A 15299-nucleotide genomic window follows, 5' to 3' on the forward strand; every position below is an offset into this window, starting at 1 on the left:
CCACTATACCTCTTCCGCTTGGTTTCGTCTATCGCCATCGTTGTCCCTGATATTACTCTGTTCAAGCTCAGAGTCGCTGTATGATCGGTCATACGCATCGCTATTGAAAAAAGATTTAGAATCTGCACGATAGATGCACTGGTGGGATTTCGCTGTTTGGATGATGAGTGTTTTCAGAGCACTTTGCTCATCGGAATTGAGATGGCGCTCAGGGGCATCGAAAAGGAAAATGGGTGTTGGCATTGCAAATTCCTTTGAAACTGTGGTCGCGAGGTGAATTCCATTTCTCAACCTGTCCAGGGATGATTGGTTTCCAGTGGAGACTGTTTGTTGTAGCAAAGAGCTTTCTGGCCTGTATTGTTTAATATAGTCCCAAAACTCATTATGGTCTGTTTTAGAGGGTACAATTGTCGTATCTACTTTTGTTGTCAATGGTGGAGCTATCTCACCATATTCATTGAAATAGATCATGAGCGGGAGTTTCTGGTAGACAATCTCCCGTGCCGCCTGGAAATGTGCCGCCCGTTCAATAAGCGCCGTTGTTTCCTGAAATTCTATATTATTTTGGTGCTCTGGTCCTAGAGACTGAAGGAGAAGCAGCAACCTGTCGGCCAGCTCACCCCTGACTCTGTCAGATTCTTTGAGACTGTCCATGAAAGCTAAGCTTTTCTGGTACTTTTCGGGAAAAGCTGTTTTCAGAGGTCTCATGAGAACTCGCATATTCTCATCAATTTCTTTCCACCGCGTTGACGATGACAACTCTACAAAGTTGAGCCAGCGGCTGTTGTCCATGCGCCTGCCGATCTCAATCCTGTCGGTTTCATAGAGGTTGTGGTCGAGTTTGCCCAGTTCGGTGACGACATCAGGTGTTGCAGCAAAAACACCAAAGACGACGGTCCGTTTTTCCGGTTGAATATGTCTTGTGTGTGACCCAATCTGTTCAAAGTGGGGAAGGAGAGCAAAAGGAACCTTCTTCTTACAGGAAAACGGGGGATGGAGAGTTTGTATGGCTCGCAGAAAAGCTGTACCTGTCCTGCTCTCAGAAAAATAAAACTGGTTGATATGAGCACTCAGTTGAAACCAGCTACTTCTGATAACGGGCCCGCTTCCTCGCAGTTTTGCCTGGATAAGCTTCATGCTCGACTCACGTGTGTTGGTTTAACGTAATAAAATTGTTGATATAATCTATTCTTCTTCCTGTAAAACAGTAAACATTTTTTTGACAATGGTGAAACTATTCCCTTGCAGTGGAAATATAAGCGATAGAAAGCGAACACAACAAATGCCTTGGTCGCCTTATGCATAAAATGTTGGAAAAGAAGATACAGCTCAGATCAGTTCGGTCTGTGGATGATGGCCAAGGCCTTCGCCACTCCGCCTACCCCCCGGTAGCCGTGCGGCACGACAGAGTCGAAGTAGAGGCTGTCGCCGGCCTCAAGGGTAACCACTTTGTCACCGCTGTGGAACTCAAGGATACCTTCGAGAACATAGAGAAACTCTTCGCCTCTGTGATTGTTAAAGACGATATCACCGGCTTCCCGCTCCTCCATGTACACGATAAATGGTTCCATGGCCTTTGTTACCTTGGGGTAGGCTAGGGGGTGGTACTGGTAGCCGATGTGGGAGATATGTTTTCCTTTTGCCAATCCGTATCTGTCATCTTTTCTGACGACGACAATATCCGTTTCCTGGGGAGAGTCCTGGAAAAAATGGCCTATTGCAACGCCGAGAGCTGTGGAGATTTTCAGCAGGGTGGCAATGGGAGGGCTTACAAGATTGTTTTCGATTTGGGAGAGGTTTGGTTTTGACAGTCCTGTGAGTGTGGCGAGGTCCTGAAGAGTCATCTCTCTTTTGTTACGCAGATTTCGGATCTTGGTTCCTATATCGAGTGAAGCGAGCTCTTCTTTCATGTCCATTGGTACAAGGGATTGGTTTTTTTCAATAAGTTAAACCAGTCTGCTGGTCTGTGGATATCACTTTTATGCTAGTATACCCGGATAATTGTGTGGATTCACTCTTTTCATGTACAATTACTCCAGATATAATAATACATTCCGACTCTTTGGGTTTGACTTTAACCGTAATTGTTTATTATATCAGAGGCGCGATCCATGGGTAAAACAATACTATTTTCTCCCCTTCAGCATAGATGTAAAGGGCTTTATGAATACCAGCCAGCACGCGATCTCAGTCGAGCAACTCCATAAAAGCTTTGGTGACAACCAAGTACTCAAAGGAATTAATCTTACGGCAGACAGAGGTGAGGTCATCTCCGTTCTCGGATCCTCCGGTTCTGGTAAAAGTACCTTGCTGCGCTGTATGAACCTGCTCGAAATACCAAACTCAGGTATTGTTCGCGTGGCTGGAGAAGAGGTGTTGATCAAAAAGAACCGCAAAGGCGAGAATCAACCCGCAGATATGAAGCAGGTAGAACGTATCCGCTCAAAACTGGCAATGGTCTTTCAACAGTTTAATCTCTGGGCCCACATGACGATTTTGGATAATGTCATGGAGGCGCCGGTTCATGTACTGAGACAGCGCCGTGCCGAAGTGCGGGAAAGAGCGATCCATTATCTGAACAAGGTTGGTATAGGGGATAAACTCAATGCCTATCCTATTCACCTCTCCGGCGGTCAGCAGCAGCGAGCTGCAATTGCAAGAGCCCTCTGTATAGAGCCGGAGGTTATCCTCTTTGATGAACCCACCTCGGCCCTTGATCCCGAGCTTGTAGGAGAAGTGCTGCAGGTTATGCGGGATCTTGCAGATGAGGGCCGGACTATGATTGTGGTTACCCATGAAATGGGGTTTGCCCGGGAAGTCAGTTCCAGGACTATCTTTTTGGAGCAGGGGTTGATAATAGAAGACGGTACTTCTCAGCAGGTCTTTGACGCACCGAAGACAGAGCGCTTTAAAACATTTATCGCCGCTATGATGTGATGAATGTTAATAAGCGGATTCAAAAAGATAAACTATAAAAGGAGAATGGAAATGAAGAAGTTCATGGTTGTTTTGGCGCTGTGTATGTTTCTTGCCGCAAATGTGCCTGCTATGGCAAAAGAGTGGACGACAGTTCGAATCGGGGTTGAAGGAGCCTATCCTCCATTTAGCTATGTTCAGCCTGACGGTGAACTGGCCGGTTTTGATATCGATATAGCCAAAGCCCTTGTAGAGGCAATGGGTGCCGAGGTTGTACTCGTGGCCCAGGATTGGGATGGTATGATTCCTGCGCTCATGGCCAAAAAGTACGATGCAATCATTGCATCCATGTCGATTACTGAAGAACGCCTGAAGAAAGTGAATTTCAGTAAAAAATACTACAGAACTCCTGCAAAATTTATTGCCAAGAAGGGCTCTGTTCCTACCTTTTCCAAAGAGGCATTGAAAGGCAAAACTGTTGGTGTACAACGTGCAACCATTCATGACCAGTATCTTACTGATGTTTATGGTAAAGATGTTGAAATAAAGCGTTACGGAAGCCAGGATGAAGCCTACCTTGATCTGGTTGCAGGACGTGTTGATATGTTGCTTGCAGACAGTGTTGCTCTCTCCGATGGCTTTTTGAAAAAAGAAGAAGGCAAAGACTATGAGTTTGTTGGTCCGGATCTCAACGATCGCAAATGGTTTGGAGACGGGGCCGGTATAGCCATTCGTAAGCAGGACAAAGATCTTGAAGAACTCTTTAATAAAGCCATCGAGACCATCCGTGCCAACGGTGTATACAAAACCATTCAGGATAAATATTTCGACTTTGATGTATACGGTGACTAATTTGCCGGCTGTATCCTAGTTTCCCTTCCCTGTCGTTGAATCGACAGGGATTTTCTGTATTTTTATCGTAGCCCTTATCCTATGTTTTCACTACACGGTTACGGACCAAGTATCTTTGAGGGCACAATCCTTACCCTTGAAGTATCTCTTGTTTCTCTACTGATTGCTCTGGTACTTGGAATGGCAGGGGCCTTGTCCAAGCTTTCCCGTTCGCCTGTCTTAAAAGGACTCGCTACGGCCTACACCACCGTTATACGTGGTATTCCCGATCTTGTGTTGATGCTGCTGGTCTTTTTTGGTGGCCAGGTCTTTGTCAACCAGGTGGGCCCCCTCGTCGGATACGATGAGTACATCGATATTAACCCCTTTATTGCAGGTGTCATAACCATCGGTTTTATATTCGGTGCGTATATGACCGAAACCTTTCGCGGGGCCATTCTTGCGGTAAACAAAGGTCAACTGGAGGCTGGCTATGCCTATGGTATGAGCAGCTTCAAGGTTTTTAGACGCATCCTTTTCCCCCAAATGGTGCGGCACGCCCTGCCCGGTTTTGGTAATAACTGGCTGGTACTTGTGAAAACGACCGCTCTGGTCTCCATAATCGGGCTCGACGATATGGTCCGTAAAGCGTCCATGGCAGCGGGTGCCACCAGGATGCCCTTCACCTTTTATGTGGTTGTTGCAATTAACTTCCTGCTTATCACAACGGTTTCAATCTACCTGCTTCAATATCTGGAGAACAGATATTCACTTGGGGTGAGGAGGAGTTAGATTATGGATTTTTCGATTATCACCGGCAATATCGATGTGTATCTGGAAGGGTTGAAAAACACGTTGATCCTTGTTTCTCTGTCTCTCATTGCAGGCCTTGCAATGGCAATCCCCCTTGCGGTGCTCAGGGTTATTGGTAATCCTTTTATCCAGTGGCCGATCCGTGCCTTTGTTTATTTCTTCCGGGGTACTCCGCTTCTGGTCCAGATGTTCCTTGTTTATTACGGCTTCGGCCAGTTTGATGCTATGAAAGATAGTTTTCTCTGGCCCTTATTTAAAGAAGCATATTTTTGTGCCTTGCTCACGTTTTCGCTGAATACCTGTGCCTATACCGTTGAGATCTTGCGGGGTTCTATAGTGGCAACACCCCACGGCGAGGTAGAAGCCGCAACAGCGGCTGGCATGTCAAGGTTGTTGATGCTCAGAAGAATAATACTCCCCAGTGCGTTTAGAAGAGCCTTGCCAGCCTACTCCAATGAGATCATTTTCATGCTCCACGGAAGTGCCCTCGCGAGTGTGATTACAATTGTTGATATTACCGGTGCTGCTAGAATCATAAATTCACGGTTTTACAGCCCTTATGAGGCCTTTATAACCGCTGCACTTTTTTATATGGCCATAACCTTTACTATTGTATTTTTTATCAGGCTGCTCGAGAAAAAATGGCATGCCCATCTCCAGCCCGCTGATCAAAGTGTTATTACAATCGAGGCACCCCATGAGAACATTACGGGTTGAGGAGCACACGTTACCAAAGGCTGTAATAGGTAATACCAGAAGTCTTGTCAGTCTGCATTTCGGCCCCGAGGCAAGTCACCGAAAAACCTACATACAGGCAGGACTACATGCAGATGAAGCGCCCGGCTATTTGGTTGCAGTACGGCTGATTGAGATGCTGCGTGAGGCCGATGAAAAGGGACAGATTCAGGAGCAGATCATCGTTGTTCCAGCTGCAAACCCCATTGGTCTCAGCCAGTGGGATACAGACAGTGTAAGAGGGCGCTTTGATCGAACCGATCAGTTGAATTTCAACCGCCATTATGATGATCTTACGGCGGAAATTGCAGAAAAAATAACAGGGAAGCTGGGCCAGGATGCAGCTGAAAATGTTAAACTGATACGAAACTGCAGCAAAGAGATACTTGCCTTACGGACTCCTTTGACCCAGGCAGAGCATCTCAAGCATCTGTTGTTGACTCTTGCCCATGATGCGGACATCGTTCTTGACCTGCACTGTGATCACCAGGCCCTGTTGCATGTCTATGTCGGCACTCCACTCTGGCCGGAATGCGCCGATCTGTCAGCGCAACTTGGAGTTGGCGTGACCTTGCTGGCCGAAGATTCAGGGGATGTGCCATTTGATGAGGCAAACAGCAAGATATGGTGGGAGCTGGCTCAGAAATTTCCCGACTATCCGATTCCTCTCGCCTGCCTGGCTGCCACAGTTGAGCTCCGTGGGTTACTGGATACAGATATTCATCAGACTGAAACTGATGCACTCAATCTTTTTCGGTTTTTGCAAAGAAGGGGCTATATCGCAGGGGATGCCGGTCCGGTTCCCGAGCTGCCGGGAGAGGCTACTCCTCTGGAAGGTGTCGATTATATCAAAGCCAGGGATGCTGGAATTCTGACCTATGTTAAGGTTCTGGGCGACCTGGTGGAAAAAGGTGATGTTATTGCCGAGATTATCGATCCCATTGCGAGTGCAACTTCTACTGTGGATGAGCAGCTCCGTTCCTACGTGACGAGCAGTACAAGTGGAATCTTTTTTGCCCGTAGTGTTGATCGCTTTGCAAGGCCCGGTAAGATCGTTGCAAAGGTTGCAGGCAATAAACCACTTGCTGGTAAAGGTACCAAGCTGCTCACGTCCTGAGTAAAAAGAGTTTAAATTTATGGAGGACTGTTGATGCAGGAAAATAATCAGGGCTCCAGACACAGGGTGTTTTGTAACTATTGTCCCGGGTTCTGCTGTTACCGGTTGCCTGGGTCTATACTTTTTGTCACTGCCATCGATATCAACCGTATCGCACGTCATTTTAACATCACTGATGGTGAGGTGCGAAAGAAGTATATCGAGGGAAGAAATACCTTTAAAGTAAAAGCCGACGGTTCATGTGTTTTTCTGGTCGACGGCAAGTTGAGTAAGCGTTGCAGTATTCATATGGCAAGTCCTCAGCAGTGTAAGGACTTTCCCTATGACCATCCCTGCCCCTATCTCTTCCGAGAGGACCTGCTTGCAGTCATTTCTCCAAAGGTTGAGGCGAGCTATTTACTGTAAACGCCACTGCCGTTGCCTCTTTTTTCTTCTCAATTTTCCAGTAGATTTAGACTCATGCCACTTTGCCGTTGACTGATAATTTACGATTCAATAGAGGTGAACAGTGAGCCAATATTTTCCCGAAAAGTGATAGAAAGGATCAGAATATGTACAGTTTTAGAAACGATTACAGTGAGGGGGCCCACCCTGACATTTTAAATGCCCTTGTTTTGCATAACAGTGCCCAGGAAGAAGGCTATGGATTGGACTCCCACAGCCTGAAGGCAATCGCCTTGTTACGTACGCTGGTCGAGGACCAGAACGCCGATGTACATCTGCTCTCGGGTGGCACCCAGACCAATCTTATTGCCATCAGTTCTTTCCTTCGCCCCCACGAGGCGTGTATCACCGCCACTACAGGTCACATTGCAACCCATGAAACCGGTGCCATTGAGGCAACCGGCCATAAGCTCCTGACAGTCAGTGCACCGGAGGGCAAACTTACCCCTGATCTCATGGAACCGCTTCTACTGGAGCATCATTTTGAGCACATGGTCAAACCACGACTCGTTTATATCTCTAACTCCACGGAGCTTGGAACGGTTTATAGAAAAAACGAACTGGTAAAACTACACGATTATTGTCAGGAGAAAAACCTTCTCATTTACATGGATGGTGCCCGTTTAGGCAATGCCCTGACCTCAGAAGGTACCGATCTTACCATGAGAGATATTTATCAACGAACCGATGCGTTTTTTGTGGGAGGTACAAAGAACGGTGCCCTGCTGGGAGAGGCCTTGATAGTACGAAACACTGACCTTCAAGCAGATCTCCGCTATCTCATCAAACAACGTGGCGGCCTGTTGGCAAAAGGTCGGCTGCTTGGGATTCAGTTTGAAGCATTGTTTAAGGATAATCTCTATTTCGCTCTGGCCCGCCATGCCAATGCCATGGCACAAAACATGGTTGGCGCACTTCAAGAGGCTGGCTGCAGTTTCTGGCTTGATTCGCCTACAAATCAGATCTTTCCCATAATGGACAACAGGGTTATTACTGTCTTAGCTGACAACTATGGATTTTATATATGGGCAAAAATTAACGCAACACACTCGGCCGTCCGTCTGGTGACCTCATGGGCTACCACGAATGAGGCCGTGCAGCAGTTTGTTGTCGATTACAAAAACGCTTTGAACTCCACTGTTGTTTAACTCTGCTTTACAGGAAGACCCGTTTCGTTTGAATAGTAATAGGTGGCGGACATTGTTCAGCTGCAGGGGGCTGTAGGAGGCTGGGACGCGCTATCTGGATTGGTTTGATGATCTATTAGTATGGATTGCCCAAAAGATGCAGCGATTGAACGAGTGTTTTGTGCATCATGTATCTTGATTGTCTTGTGAGCTTAGGGTGTCAGGGTGGAAAAGAATCAGGATATTTACTTGTGTCAGGTGAGTGAGACAGTCTCTTGCGGGGCCTGTTGTGGCTTGTATAATTTACCGGATATCTCAATGGAAAAACTTGAGATGCTGTTGACACAGCGGACGGTGAGCTTTGCGTCAGTTCCCAGAACCGAAGATGAGATTTTTGCATTCAAAAGAAAAAATAATGGGCCGCACAGGCTGTCCCGGCCGTTTCCCGGATTTCATCACTGTCCTTTTCTGGGACTCATCGGTGGTCTCAAAAAACGGGTCGGTTGCCTTCTCCACCCGTCCGTACCTGGGAACAATGGTGTAGATTATCGCTCCCTGAGCTGGTATGGCGAGCAGGCATGTCGTAACTATTTTTGCCCCTCCACCCATAAAATTTCGAGCGTTTTCAAGTTAATTCTCATTCAGTCCATAGACAATTGGTACACTTTCGGACTGATCGTAACCGAGTATGCACTCCTGACCGCCTACTTCAAAGAAATAGAGTCCCGCCTTGGACGGCAAGTCGTGGTGAGTGATTATGTAAACAATATCAAAGCTGCAAATGCTTTGAACGAGTTTGCGAAACTCAAAGCCAACTGGCCATATAGACGTGATGATTGTCCCGGTCCCTGTAATTTCTTTTTTGAAAACGGTTTGTATTCAAGACCTGATTTCTTCCATACACCCCCAGGGGGGTGGCCAACCTCTTACAAAGAAATTTTCCGGGAACTGGATTCGGAATTTTCATCTGAAAAAGACCTTGTTGAGGGGTGCAGATTATTGGACAATCTGTTTGTAAAAACACAGCGAGCAATAGAAAGCTGAGAGGTACGATGTTTTCTGTTATTTCTGTTTGAAACCAATTATAACAATAGCCGTCAGTAACAAGAAGAAACCTATTACTCAATCAAAGTGAAACAATGGTCGCTATACAACCTGGAATTTACAAACACTACAAAAATAAGCAGTACAAAGTAATCTGTGAGGCGACGCACTCAGAGAGCAAAGAACAGCTTGTCGTTTACCAATGTCTGTATGGTGATTACAGCATGTGGGTACGGCCCAAAGAGATGTTTCTTGAGCTGGTAGAGGTCGAGGGAAGGCAAGTGCCACGGTTTGAATATATCTCTGAGCGCTGAATTGGCAACGGCGATACCTACATCCCTGCAGGTTGAGATCTGAGAGAGCAACCAGATTTTGAATAATCTTGAAGCTTTAAAAAAAAATAGGGCCATTTACCCGAGCTGGGAGTGCAAGTTAAATGGGAGTTTTAAAAATTATTTGTGCAATTATTTTTCCACCCGTTGCGGCTTTTCTTCAGGTAGGGTTTGGTAAGCATTTCTGGATAAACATTGTGCTGACGATATTGGGAATCATTCCAGGGATGGTTCATGCTGTATGGATAATTGCAAAAAATAAGAAGTAGGGGATGAGTAAAAAATCTGAACACCTCCCAGCAGATTCACGAGTGACTATGTGTATCATTTTCCAAATTGGGCGAGCCCATGTGGCTTTGAAGACGCCCACACTTCCCGACAAGGCCTGGGCCAGGAGGAGGCCGACTGCCCCTCCACCACTCTTTGATACGGAAAAACTCCTTACTCCACAACAATCTCATTATTTATAAACAATTGCCCGGACTCCTGGGCATTTTCCAAAAAAATTAAAAACTCTATGAATCCGGTACTATCAACAATCTGTCTTCTCATTTTGAGTAATGTTTTTATGACCTTTGCCTGGTACGCGCATCTCAAGGAGCTAAATGGCAGGTTGTGGATTATCGCAGCGCTTGTCAGTTGGGGAATAGCCCTGTTTGAATATCTCTTGCAGGTCCCGGCGAACCGCATTGGCTATACTGTTCTTTCAGTCGGTCAACTAAAGATAATTCAGGAGGTGATTACCCTCAGTGTCTTTGTCCCCTTTTCATTATTCTATTTGAAAGAACCTTTAAAACTTGATTATTTATGGGCAGGATTTTGCTTGGTCGGGGCCGTATTCTTCATGTTTCGCAGTAAATTTGTATAGCAGGTGAAACAGCCGAATCAGGTGTATGGATTTGTTAATAAATTGATGATAAAAATCGTTAAGAGATTGATTCTTCATCTTGCCGCCACTTAAGTTCATAGTGATGTTTCGATGGTTATGGATAGTATTGTATGTAGCGTATTTGAGCTCTATTTGTTGCTCATCTATCATGTTGTTGATTCGAAGTGAGGACGACCTCACCGCTCTAAAATGATTGGGGAAGCCCCCTCCACTCCCAGAGGATAGGATCTATGGCTTGGGTAATTCTCGTTTTTGCGGGGTTGTTTGAAACAGGTTGGGCAATTGGCTTAAAGTATTCAGACGGTTTTACGAAGTTGTGGCCGACCATTTGGACTGTTCTGGCGATGGTTGTCAGCCTGTGGTTGCTTGGTATTGCGTTGAAATCACTTCCGGTTGGTACTGCCTACAGCGTATGGGTTGGTGTCGGGGCCGTTGGTACTGTCGTTCTCGGTATTCTGTTGCTTGGTGAGCCCGTAAACTTTGGGCGGCTGATCAGCATCGCCTTTATTATTGCAGGAATCATCGGACTTAAACTAACGTCATCTGTTTGATAAAACTGAAAATGAAGAAGGCCTTCCGGTGCCTTGAACTGTTGCACATTTTAAATACGACCAAAGGCTCTGCAGCCTTCGATGTTTTTGTCGTTAATGCCCGGTTATCTGCAAGGATGGTTATTTGTTGAGAAAAGGTTTGTACGAATTTCTCGATGACACATCTGAGAAAAGCATTACAATTCTATCGCTGAATTGAACATATCATAACAGGAATACAAGTTGTTGTATAAAGAGTTTTATCTCAACCCAGGTAGATATAAGACCCTTTTTTTCTATATTTATCTTGTGTAATCATCCTTCTATTGAAGGATAGTCAGTCTCAGGATCATTCAATTATTAACGTTTGAAAGTGGAGTAGTAAAGTAATGAAAATTCATAAAGTTGTTGATGATATTTATCGTCTTTCCACAAATATTGAAGATAACAAATATCTGTTTGAAGGTATTTGGCCGATTCCCCATGGCATATCTATTAACGGCTATCTGATCAAAGGGGAAAAAAATGTCATCATCGACTTGACTCAGGATATCTTTGATTTTCCAAAGGAAATTACTCAGCAGATGGAGGGGGTTGAACTGGGCATTGAGGATATTGATATCATTGTCATGAATCACATGGAGCCTGATCATTCCGGCTGGCTGAAGGCTTTTTGCGCACAGAACAGCAAGGCCATGATTTATTGCACCAAAAAAGCAATTCCCCTTTTGCAGGCTTTTGCCTCAGTACCAGCGGAACGTGCCATAGCGATAACCGACGGGATGGTTCTGGAGATTGGCGATTATGAGCTGCAGTTTTTTGATACGCCTAATATTCACTGGCCAGAAACCATGATGACCTACGAAAGAAAACGGGGGATTCTCTTTTCCTGTGATGCCTTTGGCTCATACGGCAGTATTGATGAACATGCAATTTTTGACGATCAGATTTCTGAGGAAAAACATCAGTTTTTCGAAAATGAAGCGCTGCGCTACTATGCCAACATCGTTTCCACCTTTTCCCCCTTCGTGCTCAAAGGTCTTGAGAAGCTGCAAGGCCTGGATATCAAGGTGATCTGCCCTTCCCACGGCATTATCTGGCGCAATAATCCCAGTGTCATTATTGAGCATTACAAGCGTTATGCCTCCTACAGCAAAGGGCCTGCGGAAAGAGAAGTTACCATTGTCTGGAGCAGTATGTACGGTAACACTAAACAGGTGTTGAACATGGTGGTTGAGGTACTGCGAAAGAGAAAGATCCCTGTGCATATCTTTCAGGTGCCTGGCGATGAAATAGGCTATATTCTTGCCAGCGCCTGGAAGTCCGCGGGTCTGATATTTGGTATGCCTACCTATGAATATAAAATGTTTCCTCCCATGGCACACACCATTGAAGAACTGATGGTTAAAAAAGTTTCAAAAAAGAAAGTGTTCCGTTTTGGTTCATACGGTTGGGTCGGTGGTGCACAAAAAGATTTTGAAACAAAGACCGAAAAATCTGGATGGGATATTTTGGGCCACTATGAATGGCAGGGGGCACCAACTGAGGAGGACCAGCAGGCCATCAAAACCGCAGTGGAAGGGTATTGTGATGCCTTGATTGAATTTACCGAAAAATAAGCTGTGATCGTGCAGGGTACGTCTTTATGCGTTCTCTATACGGATGATGTGTCCACGTTACCGTCCCAAAACGGTCTGTAATCTACCACAGACCGTTTTTCAGTAACTCAGTTGGTACCCCGAGAACAAGGGTGGCTGTCATTTAAACCCATCTCAAGTGGATGCCTTTAGAGGTCCATCGGGTAAAGCGGCTTCCTGTCTTCAGGTAAGTGTGATTTTTGCGGGAAGTGCAAAAAGCTTCTTAAGCTGGTATCACGAGCTGTAGCGACAATGTCTTTTTATGGGAGTTTTGACGATTGGGTTGGAGTGTCGAATGCTATGGGTTGTATTGGTGATAAAATATGACAGAATTTATTGCAAATATTCATTTTCAGGCGCTCGCTGAAAAAGATCCGCAGGATGTCTGCCGTCGTACAGGCTGTCATTATAATGTAGCAGACGCCTGCTATAGCTTGCCTGTATGGGGGAGCACATGTACCATATATCCCCATTCCTCTGTTATTCACTATCGAGAACAAAAGGATCAGCTGTTCCATGAGTATTTTTCTCTTTTTGCAATGCACTATCTTCTCGGGGCAAAAAATATCGAGATATCAGGTAAGTGGGTTTCAGAAAAAGATTTTGCAGGGGGCACAACATTTTTTCGCGGCCCCCATGAAATTCCAACGCATTTAATATCACAGAAGTACCTCAATACGGTCAGTGGATTTGTAAAGAGGTGTGAGCTATTGCGGGGGGGCCCTCTGGATATGGCCGATGCTGCCTATTGTTTCAAGATCACTTCTGGCATCCCGGTGGCGGTATTATACTGGGCTGGCGATGAGGATTTCCCTGCGGAGTCGAAAATCCTCTATGACAGCACCATTGTTGAACACCTTGCCCTGGATATAGTTTATGCCCTGGCAGTAGGGATCTGCCATAGATTGGCAGGCTGATTGTCGTGGAGGTCTATCCTCAGCAATACCTTATTGGCTTGCGATAGAGATAATAGATGAGCGCCTGCTCATTAGCGCTCATCATCGAATTTTGTCATATTTGAGGCATACCCTCAGTTGAGATGGAGAAAATTCTGTACACCGGTGAAGATAATCTGCGCTGCAATGGCGGAGACAAAAAGGCCTGTTATTTTGGGCAGGATGACCAGCCCCTGTTCTCCGATGAGGCGCTTTACACTGGATGAGAGATAGAGGATGATGCCCACACTTATGACCGCGAGAAAAACGGCAATTCCAATTATAAGTTTTTCTGTCAGGCTCTCCGCCTCCGCACCGGTGACCAGCAGCATCCCGATAACGCCAGGGCCGACGGTCATGGGCATAGCAAGGGGAACAATTGCTATATCACTGCTGTTGGCATGTTTTTTAGTGTCATCTTTTTCAGCAATCATCGTTATCGCTGAAAGAAAAAGGATAGTTCCTGCTCCAATTCTAAAGGCATCAAGTGTGATTCCGAAGAGCTCAAAAATATATTTTCCAAAAAGATAAAAAACGAAAGAGCTGATCATGACACCAACAGTCACCCGAACAGCTGTCCTTTTCTTTTCGATGTCATCAAAATCTTTGGTCAAAGATATGAAAGCCGAAAGTACAAAGAATGGTGTGAGAATGAAAAATATTTTCAGGTAAAAATTAATAAAAGTCTGTACTATCAATGTGTTACTCCGTGTAAATTTTCTTGTGTAATTGTCTTGCGGGAAAGTCCCGGTAGTAGGATAATATTGAATATTAATCAGGACTCTCTATAAAAAGATATGCGGGAACAATGTACACTGTGAAGCTTGAGTATTCAAAAATATTTATCAAGCTTTATTTTAGGTGAATGTAAAACGATTGGGTCAACAGATGTACCTTGGTCTGTCTGTTACAGGGCAATGACATGCCTTTTATGCCTTCTACACACCCCTTATATGCTGGACACTATAATCGCTCAGGTCTGCGAAGAGCAGATTGCCGCGTAAACAGGACTTTTTGCCAAGAATGATATTGACTACTTCAGCGCATTCAATGGAAGCCATGAATGCGGCGGTATAGGCAAGAGTTCCAAGGGAGGCCTCTACGCCCCTCTGAGGGGCTTTTTCCGGGTCGCCATAGACAGTTTTCAGACTATTTTTACCTGGCTCGATTAATGTTGCCTGACCGCTGCAACCGGCAATGGCTGCAGAGACCATGGGGATATTGAGTCCCTTACATATTTTTTCGAGAACGAATCGGTCTGTTATTGTGTCCAGGCAGTCGATGACACAGTCTACTGTTGCCAGGAGTTCAGGGCCATTTTCCTGATTTAAAAAAAATGCATGGCCGGTGATGCGGGTGGCTGGATTCAGCTGGCCAACTCTGGTTGTTGCCACCTCAGCTTTTGAGGTGCCGAGATTAGAAGTCGTGCAAAGCTGCTGGCGATTGAGGTTCGTTTCATCAAAAACATCACCATCAATCAAGGTGAGGTTGCCGACTCCAAGTCGGGCCAGGAGTTCGGTCACAGCGCCTCCAAGTCCACCGAGACCAATAACTGCAACACTTGCCCTGTGGAGCTTTTGCTGGTCCCTGAGGGAGAGAAAACGCTGGTTGCGTGAAAATCGTATTGGAGTTATGCCACAGGCAAGGGCAAGACCCTCAATGTCATAGAGTTCAGCACCTGTTCTTTGTGCAATTTCCAATTCTTTTATCAGGCTGATTCCATGATATACGCTACCGTCCGGTCTCTGTTTCTCTTCAGAACAGTCCTTGAGAAGAGTACGTATCTTTTCTCTCATAGATTGCATGTTTTTGTATTTGCCTTTGTGGTATAGTTGATACCAACTTCATCAGTTGGTAAAGGTTATCGGTTGCAACGAAAAAAGCAGGTCGTTTCAGTCTAGATGATACAGGGATTTGCAACTCATCATAGATTATAGTATAAAAGCGGA

At 45.5% G+C, this 15299-nt stretch carries 18 protein-coding genes; 14 read left to right on the forward strand and 4 right to left on the reverse strand.

Annotation, left to right across the window (positions count from 1 at the left end):
* Positions 1 to 3: 3 nt before the first annotated feature.
* Together FCL48_RS08680 and FCL48_RS08685 are read right to left on the reverse strand one after the other, a co-directional pair.
* A complete protein-coding gene (locus FCL48_RS08680; protein WP_136871873.1) occupies positions 4 to 1137 on the reverse strand; it encodes a hypothetical protein in 1134 nt (377 codons plus the stop codon).
* Between the two features lie 197 nt (positions 1138 to 1334).
* Positions 1335 to 1910, reverse strand: a complete 576-nt coding sequence (locus FCL48_RS08685; RefSeq protein WP_169309141.1) for a helix-turn-helix domain-containing protein — start codon at positions 1908 to 1910, stop codon at positions 1335 to 1337.
* A gap of 253 nt (positions 1911 to 2163) precedes the next feature.
* On the opposite strand from FCL48_RS08685, the gene FCL48_RS08690 reads away from it, so the two are divergent.
* From FCL48_RS08690 to FCL48_RS08755, 14 genes are all read left to right on the forward strand, one after another.
* On the forward strand, positions 2164 to 2937 hold the full coding sequence (locus tag FCL48_RS08690) for an ABC transporter ATP-binding protein (RefSeq protein ID WP_136871875.1): 774 nt from the start codon (positions 2164 to 2166) through the stop codon (positions 2935 to 2937).
* A 51-nt stretch (positions 2938 to 2988) separates the two neighbouring features.
* Positions 2989 to 3768 carry an ABC transporter substrate-binding protein gene (locus FCL48_RS08695; protein ID WP_136871876.1) on the forward strand — a complete coding sequence of 260 codons (780 nt, stop codon included), beginning with the start codon at positions 2989 to 2991 and terminating at the stop codon, positions 3766 to 3768.
* Between the two features lie 81 nt (positions 3769 to 3849).
* The gene (locus tag FCL48_RS08700; protein WP_136871877.1) at positions 3850 to 4539 is read left to right on the forward strand and encodes an ABC transporter permease; all 690 of its coding nucleotides are present in this window, start codon (positions 3850 to 3852) and stop codon (positions 4537 to 4539) included.
* Between the two features lie 3 nt (positions 4540 to 4542).
* Positions 4543 to 5277, forward strand: a complete 735-nt coding sequence (locus FCL48_RS08705) for an ABC transporter permease (RefSeq protein WP_136871878.1) — start codon at positions 4543 to 4545, stop codon at positions 5275 to 5277.
* Complete coding sequence (locus FCL48_RS08710; RefSeq protein WP_169309142.1) at positions 5258 to 6412, forward strand: succinylglutamate desuccinylase/aspartoacylase family protein; 1155 nt, start codon at positions 5258 to 5260, stop codon at positions 6410 to 6412. Before FCL48_RS08705 ends, FCL48_RS08710 begins: the two co-directional genes overlap by 20 nt.
* A gap of 33 nt (positions 6413 to 6445) precedes the next feature.
* The gene (locus FCL48_RS08715) at positions 6446 to 6817 is read left to right on the forward strand and encodes a YkgJ family cysteine cluster protein (protein ID WP_136871880.1); all 372 of its coding nucleotides are present in this window, start codon (positions 6446 to 6448) and stop codon (positions 6815 to 6817) included.
* A gap of 146 nt (positions 6818 to 6963) precedes the next feature.
* Entirely contained in the window at positions 6964 to 8004 is a 1041-nt protein-coding gene (locus tag FCL48_RS08720) for a low specificity L-threonine aldolase (RefSeq protein WP_136871881.1), read from the forward strand.
* Positions 8005 to 8301: 297 nt separating this feature from the next.
* Positions 8302 to 9027, forward strand: coding sequence for a hypothetical protein (locus tag FCL48_RS08725; protein WP_136871882.1), 726 nt, complete (start codon positions 8302 to 8304; stop codon positions 9025 to 9027).
* A 95-nt stretch (positions 9028 to 9122) separates the two neighbouring features.
* Positions 9123 to 9341 (forward strand): DUF1653 domain-containing protein, encoded by a 219-nt coding sequence (locus tag FCL48_RS08730; protein ID WP_136871883.1) that lies wholly within the window; start codon positions 9123 to 9125, stop codon positions 9339 to 9341.
* 122 nt (positions 9342 to 9463) lie between these two features.
* A complete protein-coding gene (locus FCL48_RS08735) occupies positions 9464 to 9628 on the forward strand; it encodes a YqaE/Pmp3 family membrane protein (RefSeq protein ID WP_136871884.1) in 165 nt (54 codons plus the stop codon).
* Positions 9629 to 9876: 248 nt separating this feature from the next.
* Positions 9877 to 10227 carry a DMT family protein gene (locus FCL48_RS08740; RefSeq protein WP_136871885.1) on the forward strand — a complete coding sequence of 117 codons (351 nt, stop codon included), beginning with the start codon at positions 9877 to 9879 and terminating at the stop codon, positions 10225 to 10227.
* 251 nt (positions 10228 to 10478) lie between these two features.
* Positions 10479 to 10799, forward strand: a complete 321-nt coding sequence (gene sugE, locus FCL48_RS08745; RefSeq protein WP_136871886.1) for a quaternary ammonium compound efflux SMR transporter SugE — start codon at positions 10479 to 10481, stop codon at positions 10797 to 10799.
* Between the two features lie 368 nt (positions 10800 to 11167).
* On the forward strand, positions 11168 to 12397 hold the full coding sequence (locus FCL48_RS08750; RefSeq protein WP_136871887.1) for an FprA family A-type flavoprotein: 1230 nt from the start codon (positions 11168 to 11170) through the stop codon (positions 12395 to 12397).
* A 341-nt stretch (positions 12398 to 12738) separates the two neighbouring features.
* Positions 12739 to 13332 carry a DUF3786 domain-containing protein gene (locus FCL48_RS08755; protein WP_136871888.1) on the forward strand — a complete coding sequence of 198 codons (594 nt, stop codon included), beginning with the start codon at positions 12739 to 12741 and terminating at the stop codon, positions 13330 to 13332.
* A gap of 113 nt (positions 13333 to 13445) precedes the next feature.
* Here FCL48_RS08755 and FCL48_RS08760 read toward each other — a convergent pair whose 3' ends face one another.
* Positions 13446 to 14048, reverse strand: coding sequence for a MarC family protein (locus tag FCL48_RS08760; protein ID WP_136871889.1), 603 nt, complete (start codon positions 14046 to 14048; stop codon positions 13446 to 13448).
* Positions 14049 to 14288: 240 nt separating this feature from the next.
* Positions 14289 to 15146 (reverse strand): HesA/MoeB/ThiF family protein, encoded by an 858-nt coding sequence (locus FCL48_RS08765; protein ID WP_169309143.1) that lies wholly within the window; start codon positions 15144 to 15146, stop codon positions 14289 to 14291.
* Between the last annotated feature and the right edge of the window lie 153 nt (positions 15147 to 15299).

The sequence above is a fragment of the Desulforhopalus sp. IMCC35007 genome (assembly GCF_005116575.1).
Taxonomy (GTDB): domain Bacteria; phylum Desulfobacterota; class Desulfobulbia; order Desulfobulbales; family Desulfocapsaceae; genus Desulforhopalus_A.